14 protein-coding genes are annotated in these 17,792 nt (G+C 50.6%); 2 read left to right on the forward strand and 12 right to left on the reverse strand.

Going from position 1 to position 17,792, the window contains the following annotated elements; translation table 11 throughout:
• From HMPREF3178_RS24900 to HMPREF3178_RS31375, 8 genes are all read right to left on the reverse strand, one after another.
• Nucleotides 1–1,146 carry a glycosyltransferase family 4 protein gene (locus HMPREF3178_RS24900; protein ID WP_016809192.1) on the reverse strand — a complete coding sequence of 382 codons (1,146 nt, stop codon included), beginning with the start codon at nt 1,144–1,146 and terminating at the stop codon, nt 1–3.
• Between the two features lie 46 nt (nt 1,147–1,192).
• On the reverse strand, nt 1,193–3,715 hold the full coding sequence (wbdA, locus tag HMPREF3178_RS24905) for a polymannosyl GlcNAc-diphospho-ditrans,octacis-undecaprenol 2,3-alpha-mannosylpolymerase WbdA (RefSeq protein WP_064356473.1): 2,523 nt from the start codon (nt 3,713–3,715) through the stop codon (nt 1,193–1,195).
• A 10-nt stretch (nt 3,716–3,725) separates the two neighbouring features.
• Nucleotides 3,726–5,852 carry a class I SAM-dependent methyltransferase gene (locus HMPREF3178_RS24910; protein ID WP_064370730.1) on the reverse strand — a complete coding sequence of 709 codons (2,127 nt, stop codon included), beginning with the start codon at nt 5,850–5,852 and terminating at the stop codon, nt 3,726–3,728.
• Between the two features lie 19 nt (nt 5,853–5,871).
• Nucleotides 5,872–7,167, reverse strand: coding sequence for an O9 family O-antigen export ABC transporter ATP-binding subunit (gene wzt, locus HMPREF3178_RS24915; RefSeq protein WP_064370731.1), 1,296 nt, complete (start codon nt 7,165–7,167; stop codon nt 5,872–5,874).
• Nucleotides 7,168–7,169: 2 nt separating this feature from the next.
• The gene (wzm, locus tag HMPREF3178_RS24920) at nt 7,170–7,955 is read right to left on the reverse strand and encodes an O9 family O-antigen export ABC transporter permease subunit (RefSeq protein WP_064356470.1); all 786 of its coding nucleotides are present in this window, start codon (nt 7,953–7,955) and stop codon (nt 7,170–7,172) included.
• 5 nt (nt 7,956–7,960) lie between these two features.
• Nucleotides 7,961–9,343 carry an O9 family phosphomannomutase RfbK gene (rfbK, locus tag HMPREF3178_RS24925; RefSeq protein ID WP_064370732.1) on the reverse strand — a complete coding sequence of 461 codons (1,383 nt, stop codon included), beginning with the start codon at nt 9,341–9,343 and terminating at the stop codon, nt 7,961–7,963.
• 23 nt (nt 9,344–9,366) lie between these two features.
• Nucleotides 9,367–10,782, reverse strand: coding sequence for a mannose-1-phosphate guanylyltransferase/mannose-6-phosphate isomerase (locus tag HMPREF3178_RS24930; protein WP_004103671.1), 1,416 nt, complete (start codon nt 10,780–10,782; stop codon nt 9,367–9,369).
• Nucleotides 10,783–11,080: 298 nt separating this feature from the next.
• The gene (locus tag HMPREF3178_RS31375; protein ID WP_156529680.1) at nt 11,081–11,344 is read right to left on the reverse strand and encodes a hypothetical protein; all 264 of its coding nucleotides are present in this window, start codon (nt 11,342–11,344) and stop codon (nt 11,081–11,083) included.
• Nucleotides 11,345–11,915: 571 nt separating this feature from the next.
• Between HMPREF3178_RS31375 and HMPREF3178_RS24935 the strand changes: the two genes are divergently transcribed.
• A complete protein-coding gene (locus HMPREF3178_RS24935; RefSeq protein WP_032745110.1) occupies nt 11,916–12,920 on the forward strand; it encodes an NAD-dependent epimerase in 1,005 nt (334 codons plus the stop codon).
• Nucleotides 12,921–13,386: 466 nt separating this feature from the next.
• Nucleotides 13,387–13,509, forward strand: a complete 123-nt coding sequence (locus HMPREF3178_RS31165; protein ID WP_004138729.1) for a small membrane protein — start codon at nt 13,387–13,389, stop codon at nt 13,507–13,509.
• 560 nt (nt 13,510–14,069) lie between these two features.
• On the opposite strand, the gene ugd is transcribed toward HMPREF3178_RS31165, so the two are convergent.
• From ugd to rfbA, 4 genes are all read right to left on the reverse strand, one after another.
• Nucleotides 14,070–15,236 carry a UDP-glucose 6-dehydrogenase gene (gene ugd, locus HMPREF3178_RS24940; protein WP_004103677.1) on the reverse strand — a complete coding sequence of 389 codons (1,167 nt, stop codon included), beginning with the start codon at nt 15,234–15,236 and terminating at the stop codon, nt 14,070–14,072.
• A 193-nt stretch (nt 15,237–15,429) separates the two neighbouring features.
• Complete coding sequence (rfbC, locus tag HMPREF3178_RS24945; RefSeq protein ID WP_004103680.1) at nt 15,430–15,984, reverse strand: dTDP-4-dehydrorhamnose 3,5-epimerase; 555 nt, start codon at nt 15,982–15,984, stop codon at nt 15,430–15,432.
• Nucleotides 15,985–15,998: 14 nt separating this feature from the next.
• Entirely contained in the window at nt 15,999–16,889 is an 891-nt protein-coding gene (gene rfbD, locus HMPREF3178_RS24950) for a dTDP-4-dehydrorhamnose reductase (protein ID WP_004103682.1), read from the reverse strand.
• Between the two features lie 31 nt (nt 16,890–16,920).
• Nucleotides 16,921–17,790, reverse strand: coding sequence for a glucose-1-phosphate thymidylyltransferase RfbA (rfbA, locus tag HMPREF3178_RS24955; protein ID WP_004103684.1), 870 nt, complete (start codon nt 17,788–17,790; stop codon nt 16,921–16,923).
• Between the last annotated feature and the right edge of the window lie 2 nt (nt 17,791–17,792).

Here is a 17,792-nt window from a genome sequence, read left to right on the forward strand (position 1 = left end):
TTAGAGTAATTTATAGGCATCGATCGTCTGGGCCGTACAGGTTTCCCACGAAAACTGTTGTGCCTGAATAAAACCGCGCGCTACTGCTATCTCCCGCCAGTATTCATCCTGCAGACTTTGCAATATATGAGCGCTTATCGCGTCTACATCGTTAGGATCGGATAACAACCCCGCATCCCCTGCCACTTCAGGTAATGATGTGACATTGGAGCATACTACTGGAATACCGCAAGACATTGCTTCAAGAATAGGTAATCCGAATCCTTCATAAAACGAAGGATAAATAAAGGTTCTGGCTGCCGCATATAAATACGGAAGATCGCCATCCGGGACATAACCCAGATAACGGATCCATCCTTCACGAGTCCCGCGTTCAACGATCTGCCACAGCGCATCATCTTCCCACCCACGGTAACCGCTGAGGATCAGCGGGTAGCGCATGCGCGTCTCCATCGGCAGAAGCTGGTACGCCTGCAACAGGCCTCGAATATTTTTCCGCGGCTCCATCGTGCCGATGTAAAGCGCGTAGCGCTGCCACTCCAGCTGATATTTCTGCAGAACCGGTAGACATTCATCCGGGCTGCGCGGAATATAGTCGCCGCTGCAGGCAAGATGGGTCGTTACGATCCGATCGGCAGGATAGTTAAACAGCCGGATAATTTCGCTGCGGGAAAAGTCAGATACCGTCAAAATAAGCTTTGCCGTGTCCAGACTTTCGCGCAGTGACTTTTCCATATAACGCACCCGGTCCTTTGGATGAAATTCCGGACAGGTGAATATGGAGATATCATGAAATGTGGTTACGGCACGTTCCAGACGATGCGGCAGATAAAAGTTAGGCCCATGATAGATATAATCTTTATAATCGCGCAGCGCCCACGCCTGGCGACGCGGATGCAACACGCGATAGGCTTCAATCAATAACGGCTGACGGCGTAAAAAAGCCGCCAGCTTACCGTGATTGCTGGCTCGGGTATCCGCTTTATTTTCAATCTGGGGAATGCTGTCAATAAATGAAGAGCCGTGAAATAATTTTAGCTCTTCAATTTCGCTGGCCACCGCCAATCGTTTTACCAGTTCGAGGGAATAACGACCGATACCCGTTAATGGATATTTGATTGGCTCAGTTGCAAATATAATTTTCATAACGAACTCATCACAAGGGCCACCGGAGTAGCCCTGTTGATAGCGATTATTGCTTCGCGGCTGGCGCGATAATCGGCAGGTTTTTCAGGAGAAATTCCGCGCTCTGCTTCCAGGTTAACCAGTTGATATTTTCAGAACGAGGATGCGCGTTTTGCTCGTACAGGGCTAACCAGTCTTCTACCGCCTTCGCAATGTCGGACGGCGCTTCACCGGAGAAATACCAGGCATGCTCCTGAGCAATCTCTTTAAACACCGGAATGTCGCGGATAATGACCGGCAGCTTTTTCTGCGCCGCTTCAATCAACGGCAGGCCAAAGCCCTCCCCCTGCGAGGCAAAAATCAGCGCGCGTGAACGAGCGTATAGCTCGGCCAAAAACTCATCGCTGATATTCTGCAGCCAGAACAGCTTTTTGTTCAGCTGCGGATGATGGCGTAATTTTTCGCACAGGCTGTCAACGTTCCAGCCCTGTTTGCCGACAATGAACAAGTTGTATTCTTTGCCCTGGCGCCACAGTTCCTCGAAGGCGGCCAGCGTCTGGGCATGGCCTTTGCGCGGCTCCATGGTTCCCACCATGATAAATGACGGGGCTGCAGCCATAGCTGATAACAGCTCCTCGGCATTATCAGGCATGCCGGTAGAGGGCACACTGGCGTCAAGATCAGCTCCCAGATGGAAGTTGCTGACGGTCAGCAGCGGGTTCGGCTTCACCCAATGGCTATTTTCCGCAATCCACGCTTTGACATCCTCGGCAACGCTGGCAGAGACGCAGATCAGCCTGTCGGCATGCTCTGCGAGGCAGGACAGCCAGATCGGGAATTCACGCTGAATGCCTTCGATACTCCACTCCGGGCGGCGTAATGGCAAAATATCATGCACCACGAAGCAGGCGAACGCTCCGGCGGCGCGCATATTGTCAATTTGCGTCACCACCTCCGGGAAGAGATGCGCGGTCAGATCGGTGGCGATAAGCACATCGTCTTTACTGAACAGCACCGGTTCGTCAGCACCAAATTCGCCCGGGAAATTATTGGACAGATACTGGTTCGCGTATCGATAACACTCGCCAGGGGTATAGTAGACGGCGGAAACCTCGTAACCCGGCACTCCAGATTTCAGTAATTCGCTGAGGATACTGCGTGAGACGCGCTGGATCCCGGTCTTCGCGTCATGTTTCGCCAGAACCGAAATGTCCACCAGTAGCTTGCGGGTATGGCGCTTAAAGCTATTGCGCGCAACCGCCCATGCCAGACCAAGACGGTCGACTTCGCTCAGCTCATCGATTTCCTGCATCGTCTGGATACGGGAGGCGGTCACGCTTTCCGCCTGCCCGGCATGCGCCTCTTTGGACGACTGCAGCAGGCGAGTGAAACCATCGATCGCCAGATGGGCGGTATTGGCCCATGAGAATTTGGCCGACTGAGCGAGGGCATGCGCTTTAAGCTCACGATAAAACGCCTCATCGGTCAGCGCCTTTTCCATGACCCGGCGAATGTCCTGCACATCATGCGGATTGAACATGGCATCTTCCCAGCCAATGACTTCCGGCAGGCTGGTAATGTTTGAACCTAACGTCGCCGCCCCGCAGCGCATCGCTTCCAGCGGCGGCAGACCGAATCCCTCATGCAGCGACGGGAATACAAACAGTTTGCACAGGTTGTACAGGGCAATCAGATCGTCGTCGGTGAGGAAGCCGGTAAAGATAAGCTGGCTGCGGGAGAGGCCATAGCTTTCCGCCAGACGCAGAATACGTTCCAAATCTTCCGGGTGCACCTTATACGCCAGCACCATCGGATAGCGCTGCTGTAGCTCGGTAGGCAGCATGCTGTAAGCATGAATAAGCGCTTCGATGTTTTTCCGCGGTTCGATCATCGCCAGCGTTAGGATAAACTCATCCGGCAGGCTGTATTTGTCTTTTAAAGACTGAATACGCTCGGCGGAATAATCAATCACCGCAAACTCTTCCCCCACCGCCGAAGAGATGTTCAGCACTCGATCGCTGGCAACGTCAGTATATTCGATCACTTCCTGCGCCGCAGACTGCGAGATAGCGAAGATAGCATCCGCTCGCTCAAATTCCGCCAGCTTATTCATATAAAACTCGCGGAAATTCGGGTCGCCGAGGTAACGCTCTTTATTTAACAGCGGGATCAGATCGTGGCATACGCACACCGTCCTCCAGAAAACATTATCCGCCGGAATAGACACGGTATAACTATCCCCATGGCCTTCGAAGAAACTAATAACATAAACAATATCAGGTGCAATGTTTGCAATCGCGATATCGCGGGCCGCCTGGGCTGCCTTGCTACGACTGTGGTTTTCGATATTGCAATAGGCCGTAGGTGCGACAGCTGAAAAGATGAACATATCTTCATCCGTCAGCAGGTCCCGATAGGCCATTTTGACATCATTTATATTTTCAATGGGATACATACCATTGATCAGAATACTGACGCGATGCTCACCGGCATTTTCAATAATGGCGCGGCTCATGGCCAGGGTACTGCGACCGATACCACGGAATTTACTTTCCGACTGGTAACCCTGGACATCAATCAAAATATGCAAGTTAATCTCCTTATTTATTTTTTGTTAGTTTGAGATAAATTTCATAAACTTCAGGAGGTAAAAGCTCCGGATGCATCACTTGCAGTTCAGTCTGCGATAAAATCTGCGCATCAGCCTGATACTGGCTGTGCGGCAGTGGATTCATACGACGATACAAACGATAGGCTGGTTGATAAAGGCCTAGCTTATGTAAACCATTTACCGCCGTATGTTTTACCTGCGGATGTTTTCTCATAAATGAGAAAACAAACCGCAGGACACGCTTAATAAAATGTTTACAACGCTGCACGAAACCATACTGTCTCAGCAAATGGATCTGCAGGCCCAGATAACGATAACCCTTGGTCATTCTCCAGGAACGGCTGCGATGGATTTTTTCAATTTCCTGGCGAAGCTGTTGGTTTTCGTTGCTTAAATGGTGGATCTCCCGGTTAGCGGCTTCCAGTCGCTGCAGTAGCTCAGCGGTTTCAGGGGGCAGCTCGGGCTGAATGTCAGCCTGTGAGTGAGCTTTTACCGACTGCAACAGCGCCGCCAGTTGCTCCATATTCTCACCAAGCCAGGTGAGTTCATGGCTGACTTCCACTGGCTGTTGAGCTTTCTCGGCCAACGCATCCTGTGCGGCCTGCAGCTGAGTCATCTGCTGCTGCAGAGTGTGGATTTGGCCGTGCAACGCCTCCGAGCCGGCACTTTCATGACGTACCCGGGACTGGAGTTCCAGCAGCACTGTCTCCTGAGCGATGATCCACTGTTCCATCGCCCCACGCTGCTGTTCGGCTGACGGCAGTTTCGCTTTCTTGTCGAACAGCGCCAACAGCAGGGCAAAGTTCCAGCTTTCAACCGGCTCCTGCCAGACCGCATACAGCCAGTTAGACCACGGCTGAGGCAGATTAAACGGATGAACAGGAGCCGAACGCCAGAAACCAGTCCAGCTTTTGTTTTCAGCAAACAGCTCATTAACAAACACGAAGAACGACTGGACAAGGTTTGTCGGCCAGCTGCAGTCCTGCGGCGTGGTGACAATAGAGCCGAAGTCGATTAAGCGGGCATGCTGCCGGGCATCGACCATCACGTTCCACGGGCGTACATCGTCATGCCAAAAACCTTGTTTCTCCAGCGCCGCTAAGGAACGGAGCAAGCTGCCAAGGATTTTTTCACGATCGATCTCCTCCCCGGCTGCCAGCATATCGCTCAGCAACCGACCCGGGAGTTTTTCCATCACCAGCCAGCCAGACTGGGCGTTTTCGCCATGGGCCAATACTGCCGGCGCGTCAAAGCTCGCTGGCGGTTGCGCCAGGAACTTTATTTCATTATGCAGTTCATGTTTATTACGCTGGCTCTCTTCGGCCGTCAGGATGCCGTGGGGCATGTCATAATAGAAAAACTTGCATACATAATCTTCGCCAAAGAAGTAGCGACGGCTGCGCTTATGCGCCAGGCCGGCACCGGCATAGGGCTGATTCTGCCAGTGCTGGAACGGGTTATTAAAATCATTGATCAGCACCCGGTGGTTGCTGACCAGGTACATCGGGCGCGGTACGGGGGATAAATGGGTGTCAAACTCACCAATCAGGCGATAAAACGCGCACTGCTCAATCAGTTCGCGAGGATCGTCCGGCTGAGAAACGCCCCAGTAAAGCGGTTCTTCTTTCACCGCCAGCTCAAGGATCACCGCCTGGGTAACATCGGCCAGGCGCGAGAGCAGACGTTTAACTTCATCGATACCATGAAGGTGAACAATATGGTGAAACACGCTTAAGCCAATGGCCAGATCAAACTCGCCCTCTTCCAGTGCGGCGATCACCTCTTCAATTCTGCCTACCCGGAACTCGGCGGCAAAATCGGGGTTCTCTTCGGCCAGCGCGCGGCATACATTAATATTTTCCTGCTGGAAATCGATACCAACGATAGTCGCGCCTTTGCTTGCCAGACTCAGGCTAAAAAAGCCCTGAGCGCAGCCCAGATCGAGAACTTTAAGCGGACGCCCCAGCGCATGGGATAAGTTATCGTACTGTTCGGTAATCAAATCGAGGCGTTGATTACAATCACGAGCGGCGTCGCCATCCCATTCGGGATGGCCAAAAATAGTTTGATAAATCTCAGGTAATTCGCTAACCAGCGTGTTTAAGTTTTTAGTCATGGAATCGTTTTTCTCAACGTCATTGGTAGCTAGTAAAGGACGACTTAAGATCGATGACACCCCAGAAATCCATGCTCTTGGTCACATGTAAAATAATGGAGTCATAACGTCTGTCCAGAGGCGTCATATCCGTCTGCGGGTTGCCGGCAGAGATACCAAATGACAGCAGGTAATCGCCACTGTTTAGATCAACCGGAAGGCTAAATTTAAAGACCCGGACATCGCCGCGGGAAACCGAAATATTCTCCCGCCCTTCAGAGGCGAGGAAAGAGTTGGTTCCGTAGAGGAATAAACCATCGAGGGTCTTAATCAGGATGCCAGGCACCACGCAATCAAAATCGTATTCAAACACAACTTTCATCATAAAATCGGTCTGCTGATTGCCCGTCAATGAGGGAGGAAAATCAACCCCGGCGCTCTGGATATGATAATCGACGATTTTAGCGCCCCCCTGCCCCCAGCGATATTCTTCCGGACGGTAGCCTGGGCGCGTATGGTACACATCTTTAATCTCATCAAGAGACATCTGGCTTACGCCACTGGCTGACGAGGTAGCCGTTTCGCTTTTCGCCGCGCTGGCTTTATCAGGTTTGCCAAACAGCTCATCCAGGTAACGGTTGGTCACGTCACGAGCGGTGCCGTCCATACAAATGTCACCATTTTTGAGGAAAATGGCGCGGTCACAGTGCTTGACGATATCCCCGGCGCTGTGGGAAACCAGCAGCAGCGTGGTACCCTGCTTTTTGAAGTCCGCGATGCGAGCATAGCATTTCGCCTGAAAACGAGAGTCACCCACGGAGAGCGCTTCATCGACGATCAGAATATCCGGCCGGGAGGCCGTGGCGACAGCGAACGCCAGGCGCATTTGCATGCCGCTGGAATAGATGCGCACGGGTTCTTCAATGTAGTCGCCGATATCGGCGAAGGCTTCGATCTCCGGCATTAAGCGCTCGATCTCTTCCCGACCGAGGCCCATCATCAGCCCGGACATATATACGTTCTGCCGGCCGGTAAAGTCGGGATGGAATCCCATTCCCAGTTCCAGCAGCGCGGCGACACGCCCCTGAATTTCAATGCTGCCTTTGGTGGGCTGAGTGGTGCCGGTCAGCAGCTTCAGCAACGTACTTTTACCTGCGCCGTTCACTCCAACAATGCCGACTGCTTCACCGGGTTCAATGCTGAAATTGATATCTTTCAATACCCATTTCTTGCTGTGCCGCGGCTTATCGCCCGGCAGTAGTTTCTCAATGACCCGGTTCCATTTGGATGGATAATATTTATACGCCTTGCCGACGTGCTGAACTTTGATACTCATGATTAAATCTCGTCCACAATATCAGCGGCATGTTTTTTAAATAAACGCCAGGCAAATAAAAACAGAATGACGGACACCACCGTGACCGGAAGCAACGCCAGCCAGTTAGGGCTCTGATGATAGAGCATCACGTTCTGGTATGAACCGATAATGGTCGCCATCGGGTTATACGCCAGCAGACCTGATACCCACTCCGGCAACGTTTTGGACACGTAAACAATAGGCGTAAACCAGAACCAAAACTGCAGCAGGATATTGACGAACTGCCCGACGTCGCGGACAAAAACGTTCAGCACCCCGAGGATAATACCCAGGCCAAGAGTAAATAGCATCTGGACGATCAGTACCGGAATGATTTCAAAGAAAATCATTCCCGGGAAATTGCCCGTGACGATCAGAAACAGTACAAACAGACCAAAAATGATCAGAAAGTTAATGAATGCCGAGGCGGTGACGATGATCGGTAAACAGATCCGCGGAAAGCTCAGTTTCTTGAGGATATTGGCATTGGTCAGAAAAACGTTGACCAGATTGCTGAGCGTCTCCGTAAACAACCCCCAGGTTAACACCCCGGAACAGAGGTAGATACTGTAGGCAAAAGGACCATCCATGCCCGCCAGGCGCGCACGCATTAACTCTGAAAAAATTAATGTATAGACGGAAATCATGGCGATCGGCTGTAAAATCAGCCATGCGGCCCCCAAAAAACTCGTTTGATAACGAGACTGGAAGTCTCGTTTAACGCTGTCAATGATAAAACCACGATAGCGATAGATCGCTGAAAACATCGGACTCAAAGCGATTCCTCTTTTAACATATTGAGCAACTCGGCAGTTTTCTCCTTCATCAACGCGGTATCAGCTTTTGACTCCACGTTGAGACGCACTACCGGCTCGGTGTTCGAGCTGCGCAGGTTAAAACGCCACTCCGGATATTCAATACTGATGCCGTCTGTGGTGTCCACGTTGACGGCATCCGGTTCATAGCGTTCACGGATGCGCGCTATTGCCGCCGCCGCATTCTCCAGCTTGCGGTTTATTTCCCCCGACGCCGGGAACGCCGCCTGCCGATCCGCCACCAGCGCCTTCAGCGGGCTGTTCTTCAGGCACAGCAGCTCCGCCACCAGCAGCCACGGGATCATCCCGCTGTCGCAGTAGGCGAAATCGCGGAAATAGTGGTGTGCGCTCATCTCCCCGCCGTAAATCGCATCTTCCTGACGCATCCGCTCTTTAATGAACGCATGCCCGGTCTTCGACATCACCGGCGTGCCGCCGCTGCGGGTCACCATATCCACCGTATTCCACGTCAGACGCGGGTCGTGAATAATCCGGGCGCCCGGCTGCTTCTGCAGGAACGCTTCCGCCAGCAGGCCAACAATATAATAGCCTTCGATAAATTCTGCATCGTTATCAAACATAAAGCAGCGGTCGAAGTCACCGTCAAAGGCGATACCCATGTCCGCGCCGTGCTCGCGCACCGCATCCGCGGTGTCCTGCCGGCACTCCGGCAGCAGCGGGTTCGGGATACCGTTCGGGAAGTGGCCGTCCGGCTGGTGATGCACCTTGATAAAGGTCACCGGCACGCCTGCCGCCACAAAACGTTTCTCCACTTCATCAATCACGTGACCGGCTGCGCCGTTGCCGGAGTTCACCACCAGCTTCAGCGGACGGGTGAAGCTGGCCAGGTTAACGTAGCCCATCAGGTGGTCCACGTACTCCTGCAGCACCGATATCTGTCGCAGGATGCCGCGACGGGACGCGTCCACCGGCGCAAACTGATTCTCTTCCGCCAGGCGCTGGATATCGCGCAGCCCGGTGTCACCGCTGATGGGCTTCGCGTTTTCACGCACCAGCTTCATGCCGTTGTAGTTCATCGGGTTATGGCTGGCCGTCACTTCTATCCCGCCGTCCACGCCCAGGTGGAAGGTGGCGAAGTAAATCTCTTCGGTCCCGCTCAGACCAATATCCAGCACGTCCGTTCCCGCATCCATCAGGCCTCTGGCCAGCGCCAGCTTCAGCGACTCGCTGGTCAGACGCACATCGCCACCCACCACGATCGTTTTCGGCTTCAGAAATTCACCGTAGGCGCGTCCGATACGGTAGGCGATCTCTTCGTTTAATTCTTCGCCCAGTTCACCGCGGATATCGTAGGCTTTAAAACAAGTTAGCTGTGTCATTCGGAATCAATGTCCTGCAAAAGTTAGCAACGACCATACTGGTCTTTAATACGGATAATATCGTCTTCACCCAGATAGGAGCCGGACTGGATCTCCAGCACTTCCAGCGGGATACGTCCCGGGTTCTCGAGGCAGTGCTCGGCACCAATGGGAATAAAGGTCGACTGATTTTCAGTCAGCAGGAACTGCTTGCCGTTGACCGTTATCTGCCCCGTCCCGGCAAGGATCACCCAGTGCTCGGCGCGGTGGTGGTGCATCTGCATGGAGAACGCCCCTCCCGGCTTGACGGTGATACGGTTAACGTTGAAGCGCGGCGTCTGGACCACCACGTCACAGCGGCCCCACGGACGGTAGATTTCGCGGTGTCGTTTGTATTCGCTGCGCTGGTTGGCCTTCAGGTACTCCACGACCTTTTTCACGTCCTGGGCGCGGTTTTTATTCATCACCAGCACCGCATCCTTGGTGCTGACGATCACCAGGTCCTCAACGCCAATAGCCGCCACCAGCTTTTCGTCGCTGTTGATGTAGCAGTTCTGGCTGTTGTGCACCCAGGCATCGCCGGTCAGCACGTTGCCCAGCTCATCTTTCGGGCTGACGTCCCACAGGGCAGACCAGGAGCCGACGTCGCTCCAGTCTGCGTCCAGCCCCACCACCACCGCATCGGCGGTCTTTTCCATCACCGCATAGTCAACGGATTCGTCGGGACAGGTGCTGAACACCTCATGCGGGATGCTGATAAAGTCGCTGCCGCTGTCGGCGGCGCGGACCGCAGCCGTGCAGACTTCGAGAATATCCGGGCGGAATTTTGCCAGTTCGGAGAGATACTTTTTCGCCCGGAACATGAACATGCCGCTGTTCCAGTAATATTCTCCGGAGGCCAGATAGGCCTGCGCACGCTCCAGGTCCGGCTTCTCGACAAAGCGGGCGACCTGATAAGGCGTGTGTTCCCCTTCCCCCAGCGCATTGCCGCGCTGGATATAGCCGTAGCCGGTTTCGGGGGTGTTCGGAACGATACCGAAGGTGACCAGATGGTCAGCCTGCGCATACTGCTCCGCGACGCGAATGGCGTCGTGGAAGACCTGCTGATTATTGATGATATGGTCCGCTGCCAGGACAAGCATCAGCGGGTCATCGCCATTCTGCGTGGCCTGCAGCGCCGCGAGGGCGATGGCCGGTGCCGTGTTGCGGCCCACCGGCTCAAGGATGATATTTTTCGACAGTTTACCGAGCTGTCTCAGCTGTTCAGCCACCAGGAAGCGGTGCTCTTCATTACAGATAACCATAGGCTCATGGGTATCCAGACCGGAGAGGCGCGAGATGGTTTCCTGCAACATGGAGTTCTGCCCGTACAGTCGGAGAAACTGTTTTGGATAGAGTTCACGGGACATCGGCCACAGGCGGCTACCGGTGCCACCCGCCATAATCACAGGAAGTAACATGATAAAATCCTTAAATAAATAATCATTTTGTTTACTATCAATCAACGGCACACGTTTGGCTTCAGGCTGGATTTTGCGCACGCTACCGCCCTTGGCTTTCGCTACCAAATTGCGTCGGGCCTTATTGTTGTACCCACTCTCTTACGGCGTTAATGCAGTAGCTGCGTTAGCGCCAGGTGAGTCGTTCCCCAGACCGGCTAAGCACTTCGGCGCTTAACGATCTGCCTGAGAGCTTAATCATTCTAAAAACAGAGATATGTTGGCGAACATATCTCTGTTTTCATCCGTAATCGCACCATCACACGCGCAAAAAACGCAGAGTACTTTCGCCGTTTCCGTAAGGGCTATCCATCAGGACTTTCTCATTTAGTAAGGATAGAACACTGCCGCTGTCGGCAGACGCATTGGCGGAAAGAGATGCTTTGCAGGCGTAGAGAGAAGCGAGAGAAATACGCTGAATGGCGATGTTAACGGCAGCGCTGCGGGAGAAAGCCAGAACACTCTGGATACCAGTGGAGGCTGAGCAGAACGGATTGACTCTCTTTTTTAGCATTACGCTCACGATATGTTCCAGAAGATGGGATGGGTGGTTCATATCTCGACAACACATACACCATACAAACGAATTATCTGCGAAGTATACGCGTTGGCCTAAAAGAATAAAAATGAAAAAGCTCAATGAAAAATAAATTCAACAGATGAACTTCAGGCCTGGCTTTTTTCCACCCTCACTCAGATGCTTAAGAAATAAAAATAAAATCAACAACTTAAAAACCGATTCGAATTTTAGCTTGGTTTTTCCGAATGATCGTGCATGAAACGTAAGCAAATTCATAAATCACGACAATATGAATTCAACTTATTTCATCTCGAAAAAAAGATCACATTGTGAACAGAGAAATCATTACCAGCCATAAAGACCACAGAGTTATTATTTGCCAGCTAAGCTAAATACATGATAATCATTATTATTTACGCCATTCTCTGGCGGTCAAGGCTCTTATGAAATGCTTCTCTCAAGCTTTTGCTGGCGACAACTTAACCGCTAACGGTAAAGCAGGTGATCCCTACAGCAAGCCAGTGTAAAATCGGCAATTATATATAGCGGGGCAAAGTGAACCCGGAGGATAAATATGAAGTTTTTAGTGACTGGAGCCGCAGGATTCATCGGTTTTCATGCGTGCAAACGCCTTCTGCAGGCGGGTCATGAGGTTGTCGGACTCGACAACATGAACGATTACTATGATGTCAATCTGAAGCAGGCCCGGCTGGATTTGCTGCAATCCCCCCTGTTCAGTTTCCATAAAATCGATCTGGCGGATCGTGAAGGTATTGCCCAACTTTTTGCTCATGAGAAATTTAACCGGGTAATCCACCTTGCTGCCCAGGCCGGCGTTCGCTACTCGCTGGAAAATCCGTTCGCTTATGCTGATTCCAATCTGATTGGTTATCTGAACATTCTTGAAGGCTGCCGACATAATCACGTTGAGCATTTGCTGTATGCTTCATCAAGCTCGGTTTATGGTTTAAACCGCAAGATGCCATTCTCAACCGACGATTCGGTTGACCATCCGGTTTCTCTGTACGCCGCGACGAAGAAAGCAAATGAGCTGATGGCGCACACCTACTCTCACCTTTATGGTATTCCGACCACCGGATTGCGATTCTTTACCGTTTATGGCCCCTGGGGCCGTCCGGACATGGCGCTGTTCAAGTTCACAAAAGCCATGCTGGAAGGAAAGAGTATTGATGTCTACAACTACGGCAAGATGAAGCGCGACTTCACCTACATCGATGATATCGTCGAGGCGATTGTACGGATGCAGGACATTATCCCGCAGCCCAATCCTGCATGGACCGTTGAGACAGGTTCCCCGGCTGACAGCTCTGCGCCCTATCGTGTGTATAACATCGGGAACAGCTCACCGGTTGAGCTGATGGATTACATCACTGCGCTGGAAGAAGCGCTGGGTATGGTCGCGGAAAAGAATATGATGCCTATTCAGCCAGGCGATGTGCTTGAAACCAGCGCGGATACAAAGCCGCTGTATGATATGGTGGGATTCAGACCGCAAACAACGGTCAGTCAGGGGGTGAAGAACTTCGTTGACTGGTATAAGGCATATTATAAGGTGTAATGCCCCCGGGCAATGCGCATGCTATTAAGCCGCAGCGGCACCCCGCTGCGGCTTTTCTGTTTGGTAGGCCATGTTGAGCAATCTTACGATTCTGTCGGTAACAGAGCATGCTGGGTAAAGTGGCGCGGAACAGCCCATACCGTACATTAACGAGACCTGAATCTGGTAAAAAAAAATATCACCAGAAGCCGAATACAGCCCTTCCCTTACGCTATCTGAAGAGCATTAGCTTAGACAGATTATCATCCCCAGATGGTCTGGCTGGCATTTAAGTCTGTTACAGATCGTTTATTCATAGCAGAAGCGATAAAAAAGATTTATTCACTTTCCTGTAAAAAAGCCACAACCTCCATATAGGAATTTTCTTAATTCCAGGATATGTTAAGCATCTCAGGGCGGACTTTGTCAAAAGTATTAGTTCGCAAGCAAATGGATTTATCACATTCCTTTCATTCTGGTACGAATTATGGCAAACATAATTTTCTTAGCAGTTGCTGCCATCCTGTTGATTGTTTCCGTTTATTTTCTGATTTCTTATATTAAGGACCAGAAAAAAACCAAGCTGACTTTTAACAAGCGAAAGTGGTGAAAAGAAAACTTAATATAATTATAATACTGGCATAGGAAATAATAATATAAAATACTGCCAGCAGTGGAGATACGTTCCGTCTTTACAGCTGGCGCTGGAAGCTATTTTATAAAAGTTATTAGAATCGGAAACAACATCCCAGACATCAGGATGATTTTTTATACCCACGGCTAACTCATGTATACTATACCCCCCCTGAACGATCCCGAAGCATCGGTTTAAACTGGAATCTGAATCTCATCGTATTCCAGGGCAGGATGCTGTACACCGGCAGGAACTTATAAACAACAAAAGCCTGCAAGCAGGCTCTGTTTTACCTTCCGGCGCTTATCTCCAGCGTCTACATCTCAGTGACGGTAGCTCTTCACAAGGTGAATTTAACATATCCGACCTCAATGATTGCGACAAGATGAACAATTGAAGAATTTAAGCGGGGTCACGTTTTTTAAGGGGATATGGTTTGGGTGAAGGAACGGTGAGACTGGCAAGAGAAATGCGTAATCATTTAGAGGGGGAGGAAAGCGGTGGCCGGCAGCTGCTGCTCCCGGCCAGAAGACAGATTAGTCACTGCCAAATAAATCGCGGGTATATACCTTATCAGCAACATCCGACAGCTCTTCAGCCATACGGTTAGAGACAATCACATCAGCTTCTTGTTTGAACGCTTCAAAATCGCGAACTACGCGGGAATTGAAGAATTCATCTTCCTGCATAACCGGTTCATAGATAATAACCGGAATACCTTTAGCCTTAATACGCTTCATGATGCCCTGAATTGAGGAAGCGCGGAAGTTATCAGAACCACTCTTCATGATCAGGCGATAAATCCCAACGACCTTAGGCTTACGCGCCAGGATGGAGTCAGCAACGAAATCTTTACGCGTTCGGTTTGCGTCCACGATGGCGCCAATAATGTTATTGGGTACAGATTCGTAGTTCGCAAGCAGCTGCTTGGTATCTTTCGGCAGGCAGTAACCACCGTAGCCAAAGGACGGGTTGTTATAGTGGTTACCAATACGCGGGTCGAGGCACACGCCTTCGATAATCTGCTTACTGTTCAGGCCCTGGCTCTCAGCGTAGCTATCCAGTTCATTGAAGTAAGCCACGCGCAGCGCCAGATAGGTATTGGCAAATAATTTGATTGCTTCAGCTTCGGTAGAATCAGTAAACAGCGTCGGGATATCCTGCTTGATCGCTCCTTCTTTCAGGAGGTTAGCAAAACGTTCCGCGCGTTCTGAACGCTCGCCAATAACGATACGAGACGGGTGCAGGTTGTCATAGAGCGCGCGGCCTTCACGGAGGAACTCTGGAGAGAAAATAACATTATCAATGCCCAGGCGCTCTTTAATATCACGAGTAAAACCAACGGGGATGGTTGATTTAATGATCATGACCGCATCAGGGTTAATCTCAGTAACATCGCGAATAACGGCTTCAACGGTCGACGTATTGAAGTAGTTCGTTTTCGGATCGTAGTCAGTCGGCGTGGCGATAATGACATAATCTGCATTGCGATAAGCATCATGCTTGTCAGTTGTTGCGCGAAAATTCAACGGTTTTTCCGCCAGGTATTCCTGGATCTCCTTATCGACAATCGGAGAAATCTTTTGGTTAATCATATCAACTTTGGATTGAATGATATCCAGCGCCACCACTTCGTGGTTTTGCGCAATCAGGATGCCATTCGATAAACCGACATAACCGGTACCGGAAATAGTAATTTTCATTCGATCACACTTTAATCAGTTAACTGGACGGCGGCGAGTAGCCGCTAATTAATCAAAACTGTTGATGTTTCTACTCTTAGAAAGAATGTAAGTCAAGTAATACATGAAAATGAATAGCTGTCATTAAATATTTTCTGAAATTATGGATAGGCCCTTATAAAGGCCTATCCAGTTTTGAAGAAATATTTAATGATTATTTATATACTTCTGCAGTCGCTAAGGTATGAGCCTGCAAATCTTTATCAGACAAAGAGAGTGAGCAGTCAGCAAGGTCAGGCCATTCGATGTTAATCTGAGGATCATTCCATATAATACTGCGCTCAGATTGAGGTGCGTAGTAATTAGTTGCTTTATATACAAACTGCACCGTTTCGCTCAACGCCATGAAGCCATGGGCAAATCCTTCTGGGATCCACAGTTGACGCTTATTATTCGCGCTCAGTACAGCCCCTACCCATTTACCAAAAGTTGGGGAAGAGCGACGGATATCAACCGCCACGTCAAAAACCTCTCCTTCAATACAGCGAACCAGTTTACCTTGAGCATGCGGGTCAAGCTGGTAATGTAGACCGCGCAGGACGCCCTTCTGCGACTGAGAATGGTTATCCTGGACAAACTCAACTTTCCGTCCAACAGCCTCATCAAAGAATTTACTGCTGAAGCTTTCAAAGAAAAAACCGCGCGCATCGCCGAAGACGCGTGGCTCGAAAATTAGAACTTCAGGGATATCTGTCTTAATAATATTCATAATTATCTGCCTGTTTACTTACCCAGAACTTCAGTTACCACTCGTGCGACACCCTGGCGCCAGTCCGGTAACGTCACACTAAATACGCGTTGGAATTTCTCGTTTGACAGGCGCGAATTCAGCGGACGTTTCGCAGGCGTTGGATAGGCAGAGGTCGGAATACCGTTCACCTCTTTAACAACCAACTCAACTCCCTGTGCACGAGCCACTTCAAAGACATACTTAGCGTAGTCATACCAGCTTGTTTCACCGCTGGCTACCAGATGATATGTTCCAGCTACCGAACGGTTACGCTGCTCTTCACGTATAGCGATTGCCGTACAGTCAGCCAGCATCTCTGCGCCAGTTGGCGCTCCATGCTGATCATTTATTATCGACAATGTCTCTTTCTCGCCAGCCAGACGCAGCATCGTTTTAGCGAAGTTCGCTCCACGAGTGGCATATACCCAGCTGGTACGGAAGATAAGATGTCGTGGATTCGCTTGCTCCAACGCTTTTTCGCCGGCCCGCTTAGTTTCACCATATACATTTAGCGGTCCAGTAGCCTCATCCTCAGAACGATAATGAACCCCCTGACCATCAAATACATAATCCGTTGAATAGTGAACCATGAGAGCGCCGAGCTTTGCTGACTCAGTAGCCAGGACAGCTACGCCTCGTTCATTCAGCAAGTCAGACAGTTCGCGCTCGCTTTCTGCCTTATCCACTGCCGTATGCGCTGCCGCATTCACTACCACATCAGGTTTAACCGAGCGGACTGTTTGAGCTATCCCTTCCAGATTAGTCAGATCACCGCACAAATCTGTATCAAAAAAGTCTACAGCAACCACTTCGCCCAATGTTGAAAGCGCGCGCTGCAGTTCCCAGCCTACCTGACCATTTTTACCAATAAGTAAAATCTTCATACATCAGTATCCTAATTATGACCGGCAGCCATTAATGGTCATTAAGCAGACGTTTCAGGTAAGCACCGTACTCTGTTTTCTTCAGGCGTTCGGCCTGAGCCGCCACACCTTCAGCGCTGAGCCACTCATTGCGATACGCAATTTCTTCCAGACAAGCAACTTTCATTCCCTGACGTTTTTCAATGGTATGAATAAATTGCGAGGCTTCGATCAGGCTGTCGTGTGTACCGGTATCAAGCCAGGCGAAACCACGGCCAAGTAGTTCCACCTGGAGATCACCACGATCCAGATACATCTGGTTCAGCGTGGTGATTTCAAGCTCCCCACGCGCGGATGGCTTAACTTCCTTCGCCATTGCCACTACATCGGTGTCGTAAAAATACAGTCCGGTCACTGCCCAATCGGATTTTGGCTTCAACGGTTTCTCTTCAATCGATAGAGCTTTAAAGTTCTCATCAAACTCCACCACGCCAAAACGTTCCGGATCAAGAACCTGGTATCCGAAGACTGTTGCACCTGATGTTTTGCTGGCGGCGGCATCCAGTTTCCGGCCAAAGCTTTGGCCAAAGTAGATGTTATCGCCGAGTACTAACGCACAGGCATCATTACCGATAAACTTCTCACCGATAATAAAGGCTTGTGCCAGGCCATCTGGAGAAGGCTGAACTGCATATGAGAAATTCACGCCAAATTGAGAACCATCTCCCAGCAGACGCTGGAATGCGGGCATATCCTCCGGCGTGGTGATAATCAGGATATCCCTAATTCCCGCCAGCATCAGAACGGAAACCGGATAATAAATCATCGGTTTGTCATAGATGGGCAGCAGTTGCTTAGAAACACCTTGGGTAATTGGATATAGGCGTGTGCCGGAGCCACCGGCGAGTACAATTCCTTTCATTC

The organism is Klebsiella sp. HMSC09D12 (genome assembly GCF_001808475.1).
Taxonomy (GTDB): Bacteria; Pseudomonadota; Gammaproteobacteria; order Enterobacterales; family Enterobacteriaceae; genus Klebsiella; species Klebsiella oxytoca.